We start from the raw sequence: 17,839 nt of genomic DNA, 5'->3' as shown, positions 1-17,839 counted from the left end.
CTTACAATAGAGGAATGGACACTAAATAGTTTCCGCAGCCAGACGGCTTTGTAAAAAGTTCAAGTTCAAGGCGCGCAAGTTCCGAGGAATGAGGCGTACTCAGTGTACGCCGCAGTGACGAGTGAATGCAGCGCAACGCAGAAATTGGGCTTTTTACGAAGCCGTCAAAAAGGAGACTTCTCATGCCCCACATCGACCTGCCTGAAAAAGAGGACCTGCCTTCGGAAATCGGAGACCTGCTGGCCCTCCTGCCGCCGCTCAACGCCTTTCGCATGATGGCGGTTGTGCCGGTAAGTTTCCGGCCCTTTCTCGATCTGGCCGGATCGGTGCTGTCCGGGGAGACCTTTGACGCTAAATTGCGGGAGATTGCCGTGCTGCGGGTGGTGCGGCAGCTGAAGTGTGACTATGCATGGACCCACCATGTGACCGTGGGAAAGGCCACCGGCCTGACCGATACCGAAATCGGGGCCATCAAAACCGAGGACCCGGTTTCTTCTCTTGATGATGAAGGCAACCTGCTCTGCCGGGCCGCCGACGAAATCACACTGTCGGCGTGCCTTTCCGACGACACCCTTGAACAGATCAAGGCCCGCTACGGCAACGCCGGTGCCGGTGCTCTGATTCTCTGCTGCGCCTATTTCAACATGCTGGGCCGGTGTCTTTTGTCCATGCGCGTGGACCTGGAAACAGAGAAAGTACTGTAACCCCGGTAGTCCACAGCACGGGCAAGCTTTCGCTTGGCCCGTGGCACCCATCAAAGACCGATTTTTTAATGACGGGCCGAACATCAATGACAGCCCTCGCCCATTGCGGCGCAGCCGAGCGCGGGCGGGTTTTCCGGAAAAAGCGGGCAGGCTGTCTGAACCCCGCGAAAGCGGGGTGAGTTCCTGCCCGCGCCGGAAAACCCGTTTGCGCGAGGGCAGTCACGCCTGCGGCGTGATTCTTTTGGTACTTTTCTTGCCGCCAAGAAAAGTACACGGATAAGTGGAAGGGGGAAATGGGTGTTAATGGTAAAGATTGCTTCGTCGCATTCGCGCAATGACCTGTCGGAAAAAATGGTTTGGATGAAGCCTTGCCGAAGGCGGTTGGCTATATATCCTTTAACGCCACGTTGGCCCTGGATTTGCCGATGTCCCCGTAAAAGGCGCTGACCGCGTCTGAAAGGCGGGAAAGCTCCGGGGTGGAAACGACGGGCATTTCGGTGGTGCCGTTTTTATCCATGGCCTCGGTTGCCGAGGCAATGGTGATGTCGGTAATATCGCGGCCCGGCTGCCAGGCCGGGTCCCCGCCTGTGCCGCTCAGCGTCTGTGTCGCCAGTCCGGCGGCGGAAAGCGTTTCCAGCAGGCGGTTGACCATGCGGATGGGCAGGTCCAGCCGGGCCGATATCTGGTCGGCGGTCAGGGGGGGCTCCCCGTTTTTGAAGGTTTTGACCAGCAGGTGGGCCACGTACAGGCCGTAAATTCGCTTGAGAAAGTCACTGATGTTTCGGCTGTCCGGCTCCAGTTCATAGTGGCCCACGCTCTGGTGAGCATAGGCAAGCTCGGCGCCGAACAGGGTCACCAGCCAGCTCAGCTGCATCCAGATCAGGAACAGGGGCAGGGCCGCAAAGCTGCCGTAGATGGCGTTGTACCGGGAAACCCCCACCTGAAAGATAAGATAGGCCCACTGCAGCAGCTTGAAGGCCGTACCCGCGAGAACCCCGCCGAAAATACAGGAACGGACCGGTACCCGGGTGTTGGGCATAAACCCGTAAATAAAGGAAAACAGCAACCAGACAAACAGGTAGGGCAACAGCTGAAGCCCGGTCATGATGATCGGCGCAAACCAACCCAGGAAAAATATTTTGTTTGTGATGGCGGTCACCTGGGTGGCCACCAGCACCGTTGCGCTGCCCGACAGGATCAGGAGCAAGGGCCCCACCAGCATGATGGAGAGGTAGTCGCTGAACTTTTTTCCCATGGAGCGGGGCGTGGTGTTGGCCCAGATGGCGTTAAACGACTTTTCGATGTTGTTGAGCACCTTGATAACGGTCCAGATCAGGACCGCCACGCCCACGCCCGCCAGCAGGCCGCCCTTTGTCTGGTCCAGCAGGGCCCGGGCGTATTCGATCATCTGGAGAATCACCGCCTCCTGGCCGGGAAACTGGGCCAGCACCTCTTTTTCCAGGGTCTGCTGAAGGCCGAATCCCTTGGCCACGGCAAAGGCCAGGGCCATGACCGGCACAAGGGAAAGAACGGTATAAAAGGTCAGGGCTGAGGCCCGCAACGGGCCGCCGTCGGTGATAAATTCCCGGCCCGCGATCATGAAAATGCGGGCGTATCGAACAAGCACGCGTTCTCGCGTCTCCAGTTCCCGTAACCGGACGCGCCAGATGCCGGTGCGGAGGAAATCAAGCGCCCCGGATGTCCTGGCGGCCAGCCGCTTTTTTTTGGATTCATTCATGGCGGTTTTTCCTGGCTGTGATGGGTGACGGGTTTTTCCCCGGCCGAATGTCTGCAACCTACTGTTTATCCGGCCTGAAAGTCAATGGAAAACAGCGGGGCCCCGGTCCGGCGCATATCCAAAATGTTCTTGACTATTTTTGCTTCCTATTACAGCATGCACAGGAATGTGTAACCCAAAAGCCCATAACGGGCGGATCGGCAAAAAATGGCGTTTGAATCTGTCATCGGCCTGGAAGTCCATGCCCAGCTGAAAACCGGAACCAAGATATTCTGCGGCTGCTCCACGGGTTTCGGAGCCCCGCCCAATACGCACACCTGTCCGGTGTGTACCGGCATGCCCGGTACGCTGCCGGTGCTCAACCGAACCGTGGTGGATTACGCGTTGAAAATGGCGCTGGCGGTCAACTGCCGCATTCGGTCCGTGAGCCGGTTTGCCCGGAAAAACTATTTTTATCCGGACCTGCCCAAGGGCTACCAGATATCCCAGTACGAATTGCCCATTGCCGAACACGGCGAGGTTGTTATTGATACCGGCAACGGGGAGCAAAAGCGCGTCGGCATCACCCGGATTCACATGGAAGAGGACGCGGGCAAGCTGATTCACGATGCCTCCCGGCCGGTCTCCTACGTGGACTACAACCGTACCGGCGTGCCCCTGATCGAGATCGTCAGCGAGCCGGACATGCGTTCCCCCCGGGAGGCCGGGGCCTACCTGCGGGAGCTGCGGTCCCTTCTTCGCTGGCTGGACATCTCCGACGGCAACATGGAGGAGGGCTCCTTCCGGTGCGACGCCAACGTGTCGATCCGGCCCAGTGGCAGCACCGCGCTGGGCACCCGCACCGAAATCAAGAACTTAAACTCCTTTCGCCATGTGGAGCAGGCCCTTGCTTACGAAATCCGGCGCCATGCCGACCGGGTCTCCGAAGGCGGAGCCGTGGAGCAGGAGACCCGGCTCTGGAACCCGGAAAAGATGGTGACCGTCTCCATGCGGGGAAAGGAGGACGCTCACGACTACCGCTATTTTCCCGACCCCGATCTTTTGCCCCTGGTGGTCGACGATGCCTGGAAAGACAGAATTCAGGCCACGCTGCCCGAGCTGCCGGCTTTTCGAAAAAAGCGGTTTGTCGCCGACTACGGCCTGTCCGAAGAGGATGCCGGCGTGCTTACCGGTTCCAGGGCACTGGCCGACTATTTTGAGGCGTGCGCGGCCGAAGCCAAAACCCCCAAGCCCTGCGCCAACTGGATCATGGGGGACCTGCTGGGCCTGCTTAACGCCACGGCCACGCCCATTGAGGCATCACCGGTTTCGCCGGTCCACCTGGGCCGGCTGGTGGGCCTGATCAACGACAACGTGATTTCCGGCAAGATTGCCAAGACCGTTTTTGAAGAGATGGCCCGTACCGGCCAGGATCCAAAGGCCATTGTCGAGGCCCGGAACCTGGTCCAGGTCACCGACACCGGCGCCATCGGCGCGGCCATTGACCAGGTGATTGCCGAGTGCCCCGACGAGGTGGAAAAATATAAAAGCGGCAAAACCAAGGTAATGGGGTTTCTGGTGGGCCAGGTCATGAAAAAAACAAAAGGAAAGGCCAACCCCCAGGCGGTAAACGATCTGTTGGCCGAAAAACTCAGGTGATTTTGACGGCGTCTTTTGTTTTTGCACTGAATTTTAATTTTTAGAGATTTTCTAAAACAGGAGTTATTGATGATGCGTATTTTCGTTTGCAGAATTCTTTTTTTGGCCGTGTTCCTGCTGCCGGGCCTGTCTGGCGGCGCGGCCCATGCCCGGGTGGCGAGCCTTGCCATCACCCCCTTTGCCATCAACGCCGAAACTGATCTTTCCTACCTTTCCAGGGGCGCGGCCGAGATGCTGGCCTCGCGCATCGCGGCCCAGTCCGACGTGTCGGTGATGGACATGGCCCTGGTGGCCGATGCCGCGGCACGTGCCCCGCAGCCCCTGACCCGCGCCGGCGCCGTGGCCCTGGGACGACAGCTGAATGCCGACTACGTGCTGTTCGGCAGCATTACCGTGCTGGGCGGGCCTGTGAGCATGGATGTGAACGTGATTCCCGTGGCCGAGGGCAGTGGTCCGCCGGCCGCCTTTTACAAGCAGGCCGATTCCATTGCCGGCGTGATTCCGGCGGTGGGGGCCCTGGCCGGGGAGATTCGCACAACCGTGTTTGCCGCCGCGCCTTTGGGTGACAGCACCGTGACGACCCCGTCCGCGGCCGCACCCACGGAAACCGGGCCACCGGCCCCGGTCCCGGTGGCCGTGCCGGCAGGCGCCCCGGCCGGGGCCGTGATGGCCGCTCGGGCACCGGCGCCTGCCGGAGAGAGAACAACGGATGCCGGGTCATCCGCCTTTGTGGTGTCAGGCCAGCCCGGCCAGGAACAGGACTTCTGGAAGAGCCAGGATTTTGAGGCCGAGATTCGCGGCCTGGCCCTGGCCGATGTCTCCGGTGACGGCAAGACTGAAACCGTGCTGCTTACCGACAGGCTGCTCACGGTGCGGCGCCTGGAGCAGGGCCGGTTTTACAAGCTGGCCGAGCACCGCCTGGCCGGCTACGAAAACCCCCTGGCCGTGGATGCCGTGGATACGGACAACAACGGCCAGGCCGAGATCTTTGTCACCTGCATCAACAAGACCACCGGGGCACTGGCCTCCTTTGTGCTGGAACTTTCCGACCGGACCCTGACAACGGTGGCCCAAAAACAGGCCTGGTATTTCCGCTCCATGGGGGATGGCGCCATTTACGGTCAGAAAAAAGGACTTGGCATGGCCGATATTTTTCTGCCCGGCATTTTTCGCCTGGCCCGGCAGGGCGGCCAATACACGGCCCAGGCCCCGCTGGAGACGCCCGCAGGGGAACGGTTTTCTCTGTTCAACCTGGCCATGGGCGACCTGACAAACGCCGGCACGCCCCAGGTGATCGCCTATGACGACAACGATCACCTGCGGATCTATGACAAAGAGGGGCAAATGGTCTGGAAAAGTGAAAACCCCTTTGGCGGCAGCGAAACCTATATTACCACCAAAGAGGACAGCGATAACGAGATCGGCCAGCGGTTCTACTTGGCCCAGCGGATCTGGGTGGGGGACATCGACGGCGACGGCCGCACCGAGGTGATCACCGTGGCCAACAATGCCGTGTCCGGCCGATTGTTTGACCGGTTCCGTCACTACAGCGGGGCTCAGTTTGTCTGCCTGGGATGGGACGGCCTGGGCCTGGCTGAAAAGTGGCACACCCGCCAGGTCTCCGGTTATGCCAGCGATTTTTCTTTGGCCGATTTTGATAACGACGGCAAGCCGGAGCTGGTGTCTGCCATTGTCTCATCCCGGGGCGCGGTGGTGACCAAACCCAGATCATCGGTGATCAGCTATGACCTGGAAGGGGCACAATAGCTTCCATCCACAAAAGTGCCAAAGCCTTGCCCCAGAAGATTTTGAGCGGTAAAATTCGATAAAATCCTTGACAACAGATGGATTTGCGGTTATCACTATTGATAATTTATTTAATTTTTAACGAAAACCACGCCAGCAAATCCATAAATGCCCGGCGGGCAGGGGTTTGGGCGTATATCATAAATCGGAAATGCGTTTAATCCATATGAAGGGGGGGATGCCTGTCACGCGCACGGGTCCGACAGCCCGATCATCTTCACAAGCACAAGGAACACCAGAACCGTTTTTATAGCAATATTTTCTTAGGGAGGAAATTCAATGAAAAAGATTACCGTATTAGCACTGGCCGCATGCATGGCGTTTGCCGTTGCCGTACCTGCCATGGCTGTGGACGTGGACTTTTCCGGCTACTACCGGGTCCGCGGATTTATGAACTCCAACATCACCCTTAACGACCAGGACGAACAGTCGGAAGCCTACTATGACAACCGGTTCCGGCTTCAGACCGTTTTCAAGGCCACCGACGCGGTTTCCGTCACCACTCGCATTGACGCGCTGGACGATAACGTCTGGGGCGCCCAGAACGAGAACGACATCGACTGGGACCGGGTCTACATGACCATCATGAGCGATGTGGGTATGTTCATGATCGGCCATCAGCAGGCCGGCGTGTGGGGCCTGGACTTCTTTGATGATGACTACAATGACGACCGGATCAAGTACGTTGGCAAGACCGGTGATTTCTACTTTGGCGCCATCATTCAGAAGACCCGTGAAACAGATTCGAACGTAGCGTGGCTTAATGATGGTGAGTCGGATGCCGACACCGATGTTTACTACCTGTTCGGCTCCCTGAAGCAGGAAGGCCTTGAGGCCGGCCTGCTGGCTGCCTATGCAAGGGATACAACATCTTCTTCTATGACTGCGACCAAACAGGCGCTGCTGCCTTACGGAAAGTTCACCGCCGGCCCTCTGAGCGTCCGGGGTGAAATCATCTACGAGTTTGGCGAGATGGACTTTGACGGCGCAACACCGGACGTGGACATTGATACGCTCTCCTACGCTCTGGAAGGCTCTTTCAGCTTGGATATGGCCAGACTCTACCTGGGCTGGGTCAGCGTTTCCGGTCAGGAAGACGGAGATGACATGACCATGGGCAACATGACATACGGCGGTCTTGGCGACGATTTCAATCCGCTTGCACTGCTCACCAACGATCTGGGCGCCAAGATGCTGAACAGCAAAGCCAGCCTTGGAAACATTATGGCAGTTGATGCTGGCATGCCTGGGGCGACGCTGTCTTCAGCCGATGTGGTTGCCCTGTGCGGCGTGAACCTGCTCTATGCCGGTGCTGACGTGGCGGTCAACGACAAGCTGAACGTGGCCGGTATCATCGGTTATGCCATGGCCAATGAGGATGATCTGTTGACTGGCACGGGCATAGATGATGTGTACGGCACGGAAGTCGACGTCACTGTCACCTACCAGATTATGGACAACCTGGAGTACCAGTGTACCCTGGCTTACCTGATGACCGAGGATCTGTTGGCCTTCACCAAGAGTGTGGGGCCGAACAATGCGGATGACAACTTCGGTATCATGCATCAGATCAAAGCCAGCTTCTAGTACGGCTGATCATTTAAAAAAGAGCTAAAGTGTTTTTCGCTCTTTTAGCGGTAAATTAAAAAAAGCCTCCGGGAACAATCCCGGAGGCTTTTTTTTGTTGTTGTGACGGCTGCGTAGAAAGCTCAATTTCTGCGTTGTCCACCCTCCGTGTTAAAAAGCGGCCGGTCATGCCGTGAGAGCCCGGGTGTTTTCACACGAAGGACACGAAGAAACGAAGCGCACGAAGGAACAGATGTTTTTGCCCCGTTGGAGTGATTGAGCCCGATCCCGATTTCGATGCGGCGGGAGCCCTGCCGAATCGGCACCCCCCGCTTCGTGTTCTTCCCAATCTTCGTGCTCTTCGTGTTAAAAAGCGGCCGACCGTGCCGGAGAGCCCGGGTGTTTTCACACGAAGGACACGAAGAAACGAAGCGCACGAAGAAACAGGCGTTGTTGATCTGTCGGCATGATCGATCCCGATCCCGATTTCGATAGCGATTTCGATTTGGGTAAAAACCTGTTGACTTTATTGCCGGGTTTGGATATGTAAGGCGGATGTTTTTATCCTTGCTCCGGGGAAAGCCCCGGGGCTTTATTATCCAAAAGGAGGTGTTATGAGACGGTACGAGACCATTTTTATCGCAGATCCCGATCTGTCCCCCGAAAACCAGGCCCAGCTTTTTGAAAAAGCCACCACCCTGATCGACGCCAACAGCGGCGTGCTGGTGGAATTTGACGAGTGGGGTACCCGCCGGCTGGCCTACGAGATTCGCAAGAAACCCCGGGGCCACTATGTGCGGTTGGACTTCTGCGGCGACGGCGCAACGGTCCAGGGGCTTGAAAACGCGTTCCGCATCGACGAGCGGGTCCTCAAGTTCATGACGGTTTTTCTTTCCGAAAACGCCGACCCCGAGGCCCTTCGCCAGGCCATTGCCGAGGAAAAGGAAAAGAAGGCCGAAGGCCAGGCCGCCGCGGACGCGGCCCCGGCCGATGGTGACGACGAGGCCCCGAAGCAGCCGGCCCCGGCCAGTGACGACGACGCCCCGAAGCAGCCGGAGACGGAAGCCGGTTCTGATGAAACCGAAGCCGCGGCGGCTGACAAGAGCGACGACAACGCATAAGCGCAAACGATAATTCGTGACACAGCGGGTGTGTTCACAGACAAGGTGATCCGATGAATCCAAGTCCAAGAGGAAAAAAACGTGTGTTTCACAGGCGCAAGTACTGCCGGTTCTGCGCAGACAGCAGCCTTCCCATAGATTACAAGAACCCCAAGTCGTTGAAGAGTTTTATAACGGAACGCGGCAAAATCATTCCGCGCCGGATATCCGGCACGTGCGCCAAGCATCAGCGGGCCATCACCCGTGAAATCAAGCGGGCACGGACCATTGCCCTGCTGCCGTATGTGGGTAAGCCGGACAACTAGCCCCGGAACAAGGGTGGACAGGTGCTGCACCAGGCAGAAAAAACCGGGCCGAAAAACATGCTGGCCGGCGCGGGCATTACCAGCCTGATCTTTCTTGCGGCGGGCCTGTCGCCGGTGCTGGGGGTGGCGGCGTTTTTCATGCTGCCGCCGGTCATGTTCTACTACCGGTCCCTGCTGGGCCGGCAGGCCGGCATGACGGTACTGTCCGTGGCCGGAGCCGTGGCCCTGGTGCGGTGGGGCGGCATGACACCGGATGTGGGGGTCGGCCTGACCCTGCTGGCCCTGGGATTTTTTCTGGCCGAGTTTGCCGAAAAGGGGCTTTCCATTGAGCCGACCATCCTGTTTGCCTGCGGTGCTGTTCTGGCCGGCGGTCTGGTGGTCCTGGCCCTCTACAGCAACCTGTCCGGCGTTGGCCTGGGCGCCATGGTGTCCGACTATGTGGGGAAAAATCTGGAGCTGACCCTGCGGCTGTATGAAGACGCGGGCATGACCGACGACCCGGGCGTGGCGGCCCTTGCTGAATCCATGGACGCGTTAAAAACCCTGCTGGTCCGCATCCTGCCGGCCCTGGCAGCGGCCATGGTGCTGCTGGCGGCCTGGGCCACGATACTGACGGCAAGGGTCGTGATGAAACGAAGGGGCCATGCGTTTCCCGATTTTGGGCGGTTGAACCGGTGGGCCGCGCCGGATTTTCTGGTATGGGCCGCCATTGTCAGCGGCGGGCTGCTGCTGCTGCCCGTTACGGTGGCAAAGGTGACGGGAATAAACGGTCTGATCGTGCTGGTGGTGGTCTATTTTTTTCAGGGCATCGCCATTGTGTCGTTTTATTTTGAAACCAGAAACGCGCCCGCGGCCCTGCGTGTGCTGGTTTACGGCATGATGGCCGTCTGGCAGATGACGGCCCTGCTGGTGGCGTGTCTGGGGTTTGTTGACACCTGGGCCGATTTCCGCAGGCTTCGGCGGGCGGGCGAAACCGACCCGGACGATGATGAACCCGTGGGATAAGGCTTTCAGCGGCCTGTTCCCATGAAAAAAGTCATTTTCAGAGGGTTTTTGTGATAGAGTTTTAAACAATCAACAGCAAGGCGGCTTCGTAAAAAGCCCAGGTTCAAGGCGCGCAAAACCCGAGGAGTGAGGCGTACGTGTTGTACGCCGCAGCGACGAGGGTTGCAGCGCAACACAGAAATTGGGGTTTTTACGAAGCCGCCAATTTTCAGGAGGTAGAACATGCAGGTAATATTGATGGAAACCGTAGAGGCCCTGGGCCTTGCCGGCACCGAGGTGAAGGTGGCCCCCGGCTATGCGCGCAATTTTCTTTTCCCCAGGCAAAAGGCCATGGCGGCCACTCCGGCCAACCGCCGGCGCATGGAACAGATGCGGGCCAAGATTGAACTTCAGATCGCCAAGGAGCGGGGGGCGGCCCAGGAGGCGGCCAAAAAGCTGGAAGGCGTGGTGTGCCGGATATCCGCCAAGGTCAGCAACGAGGGCCGGCTGTACGGTTCGGTGACCGTGGGCGACATCGTGGAGGCCCTGGCGGCCCGGGACATTACCGTGTCCAAGAAAATGGTGCTGCTGCGGGAGAACATCAAGGAAGTGGGCACCTATCCGGTGGGTATTTACCTGTACAAGGACGTGGTGCCGGAGATCTCGGTTGAGATCGTGGCCGACGAAAAAGCCGAATAGCCGGGTTTTTGTTTTTCTGTTGAGTCCGGCCTACCGGAAAGAAGGCATATGGAAAAGGCAGCCCCCAAAAAAAAAGGTCGCCCCAAGGCCGGGGCCGCGGGTGCCGTACCGTCAGACCCCCTGCTGCACAGGCTGCCGCCCCAGAACATCGAGGCCGAGGAGTCCATTTTAAGCACCATTCTGATCGACCCGGACCCGTCCACGCTGTTTGATGTGCTGGAGGTGCTGGCCCCCGAGGATTTCTACAAATCGGCCCACCAGAAGATTTTTGCCGCCATTGTCCGGCTGGTGGAGAAAAACGAGCCGGTGGACCTGGTGACGGTGAAAAACACGCTGGCCGAGAGCGACGAACTGGAGCCCATCGGCGGCGCCGCCTACCTGGCCGGCCTGGTGGATTCGGCCCCCTATGCCGCCAATGCCCGTCACTACGCCGACATCATAAAGAACAAGGCCTCGTTGCGCCGAATGATCGAAAACGCCAACGAGATTTCCCGGCGCTGCTTTGACAATCCCTCCGACGTGGAAGGGGTCATCGACTTTGCCGAGCGCGCGATCCTGGAAGTGGCCGAGCAGAAGGCGGGCCGCTCTTTTTACAAACTCAGCCAGCTCCTGGTTGCCAACATAGAGACCATCGAGGCAAACCAGGGCAAGGGGATCACCGGCATTCCCAGCGGGTTTGACCGGCTGGACAACCTGACCGCCGGCTTTCAGAAGTCGGACCTGATCATTCTGGCGGCCCGCCCCAGCATGGGAAAAACCGCCTTTGCCCTTAATATCGCCCGCAACGTGGCTGTGGACGCCAATGTGCCGGTGGCGGTGTTCTCCCTTGAAATGTCCAAGGAGCAGCTCTCCATGCGGCTGCTCACCGCCGAGGCCCGTATCGGGTTTCAGCGCCTGCGGAGCGGCTATACCAGCCGGCAGGATATGGGTCAAATCACGGACGCGGCCTCGGTGCTGGAGCAGGCCCCGCTGTTCATTGACGATTCGCCGGGGCTCACCGCCATGGAGATTCGGGCCAAGGCCCGGCGCCTGAAGCGGGAAAAGGGCATCGGGATGATCGTGGTGGACTATCTTCAGCTCATGCGGGCATCCCACCAGGGAGAACGCCGGGACCTGGAAGTGTCGGAGATGTCCCGCTCCTTAAAGGGGCTTGCCAAGGAGTTGGACCTGCCCATCCTCGTCCTGTCCCAGCTCAACCGTTCTCCGGAACAGAGCCAGGACAAGCGGCCCATGCTGTCCCACCTGCGGGAGTCCGGCTCCCTGGAGCAGGACGCCGACGTGGTGCTGTTCATCTACCGGGATGAGATGTACAACAAGGAACCGGAAAACCCCAACCGGGGATCCGCGGAGATCATCATCGGCAAGCAGCGCAACGGCCCGGTGGGCAAGATCAAGCTTCAGTTTAGCGCCGACATCACCCGGTTTCATGACCTTGAAACCGTGCATGCCGACATGGAAGCATAAGTCGAATGTTTTCAAAAGCGCGTTTCGGACAAGGCGGTGGTTTCGCCTGAATGAAAAAAAGACCCCACGGCAACACCGGCGGCCTCAAGGCCGACCACCTGCGGCGACTGGACAACCTGTACCGGCGCCGGGTTCCCTCCTCGTTTCTCGTGACACCGGAGCTGGCCCGTGAGCTGTGCCTGCTCTCCCGGGAGATTCGCCGGCAGATCGGCCTGCTGATCGACCGCCAGGGAGTGGTGGCCCACGTGATCGTTGGCACGGACAGCGCCATCGTGATTCCCGACATCAGCGAATACCGCACCGCCGCCGGCCGGCTGAGGGGGCTCAAGTGCGTTCACACCCACCTGGGCCCTGACCCCCTGACCGCTGACGACATCACCGACCTCTCCCTGCTGCGGCTGGACATCATGGCCGCCGTGGCCGATACCGGCGGGCCGGAAGAAAACCCCCGGTACCGCGTGTACGGTGCCCACCTGCTGCCCGGCAACGGCGAAGGCGGTCCGTCCGGGCCGTCGTGCAAGGTGCTCGACCCCCTGGGTCACGCGGACCTGGACATCGGCTGTGACGGCCTGATCGCCTCCCTGGAGGATGAACTGGCCCAGGCCGGTGCCCTGCGGGAGGCCGGGCAAAAGAGCGACCGGGCCATTCTGGTTTCCGTGACCGGCGCCCCCCGGGCCGCGGCCGGGGCCTCCCTTACCGAGCTTTCCGCCCTGGCGGCTTCGGCCGATATCGCGGTAGTAGACACGGTTCTCCAGTTTCGAAAAAAGACCGACGCCCGGTTTCTCCTGGGCCGTGGCAAGCTGGGGGAGCTGGCCGTGCTGGCCCTGCAGACCGGGGCCAACCTGCTGGTGTTCGACCAGGAGCTCAACCCCTCCCAGATCCGGTCCATCACCGACCAGGTGGACATCAAGGTGATCGACCGCACCCAGCTGATCTTAGACATTTTTGCCCAGCGGGCCCAGTCCATGGAGGGTAAGCTCCAGGTGGCCCATGCTCAGCTCAAGTACCTTCTGCCCCGGCTGGTGACCAAGAACACGGCCATGTCCCGGCTCACCGGCGGCATCGGGGGCCGGGGACCCGGCGAAACCAAGCTGGAGATCAACCGGCGACGGGTGAGGGACCAGCTGGCCCGGCTGGAAAAGCAGCTGGAGTCGATCAAAAAGCAGCGGCGCCAGCAGAAGGCCCGTCGGGACAAGCGAGCCCTGCCGGTGATCTCCATTCTCGGCTATACCAATGCCGGCAAGTCCACCCTGCTCAACACCCTGTCAAAAAGTGGCGTGGCCACTGCGGACCGGCTGTTCATGACCCTGGATCCGGCCAGCCGGCGCATTCGGTTTCCCCGGGAGATGGACGTGATTCTCACCGATACCGTGGGATTTATTCAGAACCTGCCCAAAGAGCTGATGGTGGCCTTTCGCGCCACCTTAGAAGAGCTGGAGCGGGCCGACCTGTTCATCCACGTGGTGGATGCCGCCAACCCGGCGGCCGAAGCCCAGATCCGGTCCGTGGAGCGGATCGTGACGGAACTGGGTCTCTCGCTTACGCCTATGGTTTATGCCGTCAACAAGGCGGACCGGGCCACGCCTGAGCAGGTCGAGGCCCTGGTCAGGGCCACCGGCGGCGTGCCGGTGTCAGCCAACAATGCCGCCACCCTGGGGCCCCTGATCGACCGGCTGGCCGACCGGGTGGGGCAAATTGTCAAGCATAACCGGCGGTTATCGGAAAATCCAGTAATTTCAGATTATTGATTCTTTTTTTATCGGTTGACACGTTGCGGCTTTGGCGGTACAAAAGAGAGGATATGAGCGTTGATATTGCGTATGTGAGACAGGTGGGCATCGGTGCGGCGTTTAAAGGCGCCCGGGCGTTGCGCGCCTTTTTTCGTGGCCGTTTTTCCGTGGACAAAAAAGGGGTCCGGGACCTGGTGACCGAGGCGGACCGGGCGTCTGAAAAGGCCATTGTCGATGAAATTCACTACCGGTTTCCCGACCACGCCGTCCTGGCTGAAGAGTCGGGAGCTACCGGAACCCGGTCCGAATACCGATGGATCGTGGACCCCCTGGACGGCACCACCAACTTTGCTCACGGCCTGGGGCTGTTTTGCGTTTCCATTGCCTTTGCCGAAAACGGCGAGGTGACAGCCGGCGTGGTGTTAAACCCGGAAACCGGGGAGCTGTTTACCGCCACCGTTGACCATGGGGCCGAGCTGAACGGCGCGCCTATCGCCGTGTCCGGAACATCGACCCTTTCCGACAGCCTGCTGGCCACCGGGTTTCCCTATGACGTGGACAAGCGGCTTGACCCGGTGATGGCCCGCCTTTCCCGGTGCATGGCCGCCTCCCGGGGCATTCGGCGCCTGGGGTCCGCGGCCCTGGACCTGTGCTATGTTGCCTGCGGCCGGTTTGACGGGTTCTGGGAAGAGGGGCTTTACCCCTGGGATACGGCCGCCGGCATGCTGATTGCCCGCCGGGCCGGCGCCACGGTCACTGATTTTTCCGGAAAGGCCTTTGTGCCGGAACAAAAGACGATTCTGGCCACCAATGGTTTGATTCATAATGAGATACTCAAGGAAATGCGAGAATGAGGGACTTTATCGGCATGGATGATATATGGGACCGGCTGTTCAGGCAGGACGAGATGGGATGCCTGGGTGATTTCAATCCGAACAGCCGCCTGTGCACACGCAAGTGCGCCCTGGCCGTTCGATGCATCATAGTGTACAACCACAGGATTGAAACCATGGAGGTCGATGACCTGTTCGGCTTTCAGGACAGCGACACCGCGCCCATTCAGTGAAACCGTTCAAATCAGGTGAAAGATTTTTCCGGGATTTAAAATTCCGTTGGGGTCAAACACCTTTTTTATTCGCCGCATCAGCATCAGCTCCGCTCCGCCCACCTCTTTTCCCAGGTAGGGGGCCTTGGTGATGCCGATGCCGTGCTCGCCGGAAATCGTGCCGCCCAGGCGCAATGTCTCTTCAAAAAGCCGGTCTGTCGCCTCTTTTGCCCTCTCCGCCTGCACCGGATCTTTTTTGTCGGCCATGATATTCACGTGAATGTTGCCGTCGCCGGCATGGCCGAAGCAGGCGATGGTCAGGCCGGTTTGCCGGCTCAGGGCCTCCAGGGCCGCCACCATGTCGGGAATCCGGCTGCGGGGCACCACGATATCTTCATTGATCTTGTCCGGGGCCAGGTTGAAAAGGGCGGGGGAGATGGCCTTGCGGGCCCGCCACAGGTCTTCGGCGGCCTGTTTCGTGTCGGCCACCGTCACCTGGGTGGCGCCCTGACTGGTGCAGATGGCGGCAATTTTTTCAAGGGCCGCGGTATTGGCCAAAGGCGCGCCGTCCACCTCGATCAGCAGCATGGCCGCCGCCGTTATCGGCAACCCCAGATTCAGGCTTTTTTCCACGCAGCCAAGGGAGGCGTTGTCTATAAACTCCAGGGTGCGCGGCACGATCCGTTGCCGAATAATTTCAGACACGGTGCGCGCCGCCTGCCGGATGTCGTCAAACAGGGCCGTCATGGTGCCCACTGCCTCGGGCAGGGGCAACAGCCGCAGGGTCATTTCAGTAATCACGGCCAGGGTGCCTTCGGAACCGGCAATCAGCCGGGTCAGGTCGTAGCCGGCCACCCCCTTGGCCGTGCGAACGCCGGTGGTAATAATATCGCCGTTGGGCAGCACTGCTGACAACCCCAGAACATAATCCCGTGTCACTCCATATTTGACGGCCCGGGGGCCGCCCGCGCACTCGGCCACGTTGCCGCCCAGGGTGGAAAAGGCGGCGCTGGAGGGATCGGGCGGATAAAAAAGGCCCAGTGCCTCCACGGCCTTGTGAAAGTCGCCGGTGATCACCCCCGGCTCAACGCGAGCCACCAGGTTGTCCGTGTCGATCTCCAGAATCCGGTTGAGCCGGTTTAACACCATGACCACGCCCCCGGCCACCGGTACCGACCCGCCGGTCATGCCTGATCCCGATCCCCGGGGAGTGACACAAAACCCATCCCTGTGCGCCAGGGCCAGCACCCGGGCCACCTGGTCCCGGTCCGCGGGAAACACCACGGCATCGGGCAGGCAGTCGGCGGCGGATGCGTCGTAGGCGTAGCAGACCCGGTCTTCAGGGGCCGTGGTGCAGTGGTCGCTTCCCACGATGCCCTGAATCTCTTCGATTGTCTTTTTCGTCAGGGGGGCCATGGCTGCCTGTCTTGGTGGTGTCTGTTAAATGACGCGGTTTTGGTCCTGAAAGAGATTTTTCCCGACTGAAACCCCGATTCAAGGGAACCTCGAAAAATTAAATTAAAAAAGCAAACCGCAAAAAACAAAAAATGGCGTTTTGGGGCGGGAAGAAAACCAATTTTTAGAGAGGCCCTTAATTTTCAGGTTTTTTAAATCTTGCCGGATTCTATTTTCTGAATAATATAGTCCACTTCCTGAAAAACCGAGCGGTTTGCCTTCATTGCCTGCTCAACGGTGTTGATGGAGTGCAGCACTGTGGCGTGGTACCGGTTGTAGCTGCGGCCGATGGCTTTGAGGGAGTGGTCGGTATAGCGCCGGGAGAGGTAGATGGCCACCTGCCGGGGCCAGGCGACCCGGTGCTTGCGGGACCGGGAGTCGATCTCTTTGGCGGCAAGTCCGTAGGCCTTGCACACCACCTTTTTGATGGCATCCAGGGTGATCGCGCCGTTTCGCACCGCCATGTTTTTGATGATGCTTTCGGCCAGCTCCCTGTCCATGGGCACGCCCAGCAGGCAGGACTTGGTTGCCAGGTTGGCCAGCCCGCTTTCCAGCTGGCGCACATCTTCGGTCAGCACATCGGCCAGGTATTCGAGAATGTCCCGGGGCACGGCATACCCGTAAAATCTTGCCTTTTTCTCCAGAATGCGGACCCGGGTGGTAAAGTCCGGGGTTTCCATGGTGGTGATCAGGCCGCAGGAGAGGCGGCTCTTGAGCTGGTCGTTCATTTTGGGAATTTCACCGGGCAGGCAGCATCCGGCAAACAGCACCTTTCGGTCGGCCTCCAGCATGTAGTCCACCACCATGGCCAGCTCCTCCTGGGTGCGGTCTTTTCCGGCCAGGGCATGAATGTCATCGATCAGCAGCATGTCAAACCCGGTGCGGTACTTCTTTTTAAAGGCGCCGCTGGACTTGGTGGTGTAGGCGTACACCATCTCGTTGGAAAAATCCTCCACCGTGGTGTAATAGACCCGGCATCCGGGCTGGGCTTTTATGGTCTGGTGGCCCAGTGCCTGGGCCAGATGGCTTTTGCCCATGCCCGGCCGGGAGGAGAGAAACAGGGACCGGCCCCCGGACTGTTGCCGGGCTCCCAGGGAGAGGACCGCGGTATAGGCAAAATCGTTATGGTTGCCCACCACGAAGTTGTCAAAAGTGTAATCGGCTTTGAGTACCCGGCCCGTGGCGGGTTTAACCTGGACAGAGGGCAGCGTCAGCTGGGCGTCGGACCGGGTGTGTGTCCCGGAGGGAATGGCGGTTGAATCCGGTGCCGGCGACTGCTTTTTTGCGCCGGTACCCGGGGGGGCCACCTCCAGGCGAAGGTGGACCTGTTTTCCGCAGAGCCCGCAAACCTTCTCGGCAATCAGTTTTTCGTAGTTGCCGGCCACCCATTTTTTGGAAAAGGAGTTGGGGCAGTTCAGCACAAGGGTGTCGGGCTGTGCGGATTCGAACTCCAGGGGCTCAATCCACATCATGTAGTTGTTTAACGGCACATGCGTTTTTAAGTCAGCTTTTACTTTTTTCCAGACAGAGTCCATGTAACCACGCTGCACAAAGATAAAGGGGTATAGTAAAATAAAAGCATTA

General features: G+C 59.4%; 15 protein-coding genes. 12 read left to right on the top strand and 3 right to left on the bottom strand.

The genetic code is table 11. From position 1 onward, the window contains the following. Window positions 1–182 precede the first annotated feature (182 nt). The gene (locus DOLE_RS16865) at window positions 183–704 is read left to right on the top strand and encodes a carboxymuconolactone decarboxylase family protein (RefSeq protein WP_012173444.1); all 522 of its coding nucleotides are present in this window, start codon (window positions 183–185) and stop codon (window positions 702–704) included. A gap of 385 nt (window positions 705–1,089) precedes the next feature. Here DOLE_RS16865 and DOLE_RS00070 read toward each other — a convergent pair whose 3' ends face one another. Beyond that, window positions 1,090–2,442, bottom strand: a complete 1,353-nt coding sequence (locus DOLE_RS00070) for a YihY/virulence factor BrkB family protein (RefSeq protein WP_012173443.1) — start codon at window positions 2,440–2,442, stop codon at window positions 1,090–1,092. Window positions 2,443–2,649: 207 nt separating this feature from the next. On the opposite strand from DOLE_RS00070, the gene gatB reads away from it, so the two are divergent. The 11 genes from gatB to DOLE_RS00015 all read left to right on the top strand — a co-directional run bounded on the left by gatB (window position 2,650) and on the right by DOLE_RS00015 (window position 14,821). Continuing rightward, window positions 2,650–4,080 carry an Asp-tRNA(Asn)/Glu-tRNA(Gln) amidotransferase subunit GatB gene (gatB, locus tag DOLE_RS00065; protein WP_012173442.1) on the top strand — a complete coding sequence of 477 codons (1,431 nt, stop codon included), beginning with the start codon at window positions 2,650–2,652 and terminating at the stop codon, window positions 4,078–4,080. 69 nt (window positions 4,081–4,149) lie between these two features. Beyond that, window positions 4,150–5,847, top strand: coding sequence for an FG-GAP repeat domain-containing protein (locus DOLE_RS00060; RefSeq protein WP_012173441.1), 1,698 nt, complete (start codon window positions 4,150–4,152; stop codon window positions 5,845–5,847). Window positions 5,848–6,165: 318 nt separating this feature from the next. Further along, window positions 6,166–7,473 carry a hypothetical protein gene (locus tag DOLE_RS00055; protein WP_012173440.1) on the top strand — a complete coding sequence of 436 codons (1,308 nt, stop codon included), beginning with the start codon at window positions 6,166–6,168 and terminating at the stop codon, window positions 7,471–7,473. A 593-nt stretch (window positions 7,474–8,066) separates the two neighbouring features. Next, window positions 8,067–8,573, top strand: coding sequence for a 30S ribosomal protein S6 (rpsF, locus tag DOLE_RS00050; RefSeq protein WP_012173439.1), 507 nt, complete (start codon window positions 8,067–8,069; stop codon window positions 8,571–8,573). 53 nt (window positions 8,574–8,626) lie between these two features. Then, the gene (gene rpsR / locus DOLE_RS00045; RefSeq protein ID WP_012173438.1) at window positions 8,627–8,878 is read left to right on the top strand and encodes a 30S ribosomal protein S18; all 252 of its coding nucleotides are present in this window, start codon (window positions 8,627–8,629) and stop codon (window positions 8,876–8,878) included. Between the two features lie 21 nt (window positions 8,879–8,899). Continuing rightward, window positions 8,900–9,883, top strand: coding sequence for a YybS family protein (locus DOLE_RS00040; protein ID WP_012173437.1), 984 nt, complete (start codon window positions 8,900–8,902; stop codon window positions 9,881–9,883). 222 nt (window positions 9,884–10,105) lie between these two features. After that, on the top strand, window positions 10,106–10,561 hold the full coding sequence (gene rplI, locus DOLE_RS00035; RefSeq protein ID WP_012173436.1) for a 50S ribosomal protein L9: 456 nt from the start codon (window positions 10,106–10,108) through the stop codon (window positions 10,559–10,561). A 48-nt stretch (window positions 10,562–10,609) separates the two neighbouring features. After that, window positions 10,610–12,025: a replicative DNA helicase gene (dnaB, locus tag DOLE_RS00030; RefSeq protein WP_012173435.1), complete on the top strand. Its 1,416-nt coding sequence runs from the start codon at window positions 10,610–10,612 to the stop codon at window positions 12,023–12,025. 50 nt (window positions 12,026–12,075) lie between these two features. After that, window positions 12,076–13,773 carry a GTPase HflX gene (hflX, locus tag DOLE_RS00025; protein WP_012173434.1) on the top strand — a complete coding sequence of 566 codons (1,698 nt, stop codon included), beginning with the start codon at window positions 12,076–12,078 and terminating at the stop codon, window positions 13,771–13,773. Between the two features lie 53 nt (window positions 13,774–13,826). Further along, window positions 13,827–14,609 carry an inositol monophosphatase family protein gene (locus tag DOLE_RS00020; protein WP_012173433.1) on the top strand — a complete coding sequence of 261 codons (783 nt, stop codon included), beginning with the start codon at window positions 13,827–13,829 and terminating at the stop codon, window positions 14,607–14,609. Beyond that, entirely contained in the window at window positions 14,606–14,821 is a 216-nt protein-coding gene (locus DOLE_RS00015) for a hypothetical protein (protein WP_012173432.1), read from the top strand. The genes DOLE_RS00020 and DOLE_RS00015 overlap by 4 nt, the downstream gene beginning before the upstream one ends. A gap of 6 nt (window positions 14,822–14,827) precedes the next feature. On the opposite strand, the gene DOLE_RS00010 is transcribed toward DOLE_RS00015, so the two are convergent. Further along, window positions 14,828–16,216 carry an FAD-binding oxidoreductase gene (locus DOLE_RS00010; RefSeq protein ID WP_012173431.1) on the bottom strand — a complete coding sequence of 463 codons (1,389 nt, stop codon included), beginning with the start codon at window positions 16,214–16,216 and terminating at the stop codon, window positions 14,828–14,830. Window positions 16,217–16,407: 191 nt separating this feature from the next. Next, the gene (gene dnaA / locus DOLE_RS00005; protein WP_012173430.1) at window positions 16,408–17,790 is read right to left on the bottom strand and encodes a chromosomal replication initiator protein DnaA; all 1,383 of its coding nucleotides are present in this window, start codon (window positions 17,788–17,790) and stop codon (window positions 16,408–16,410) included. Window positions 17,791–17,839: the final 49 nt, after the last annotated feature.

The sequence above is a fragment of the Desulfosudis oleivorans Hxd3 genome (assembly GCF_000018405.1).
GTDB lineage: Bacteria > Desulfobacterota > Desulfobacteria > Desulfobacterales > Desulfosudaceae > Desulfosudis > Desulfosudis oleivorans.
This window is presented reverse-complemented; position numbering and strand designations above follow the sequence as displayed.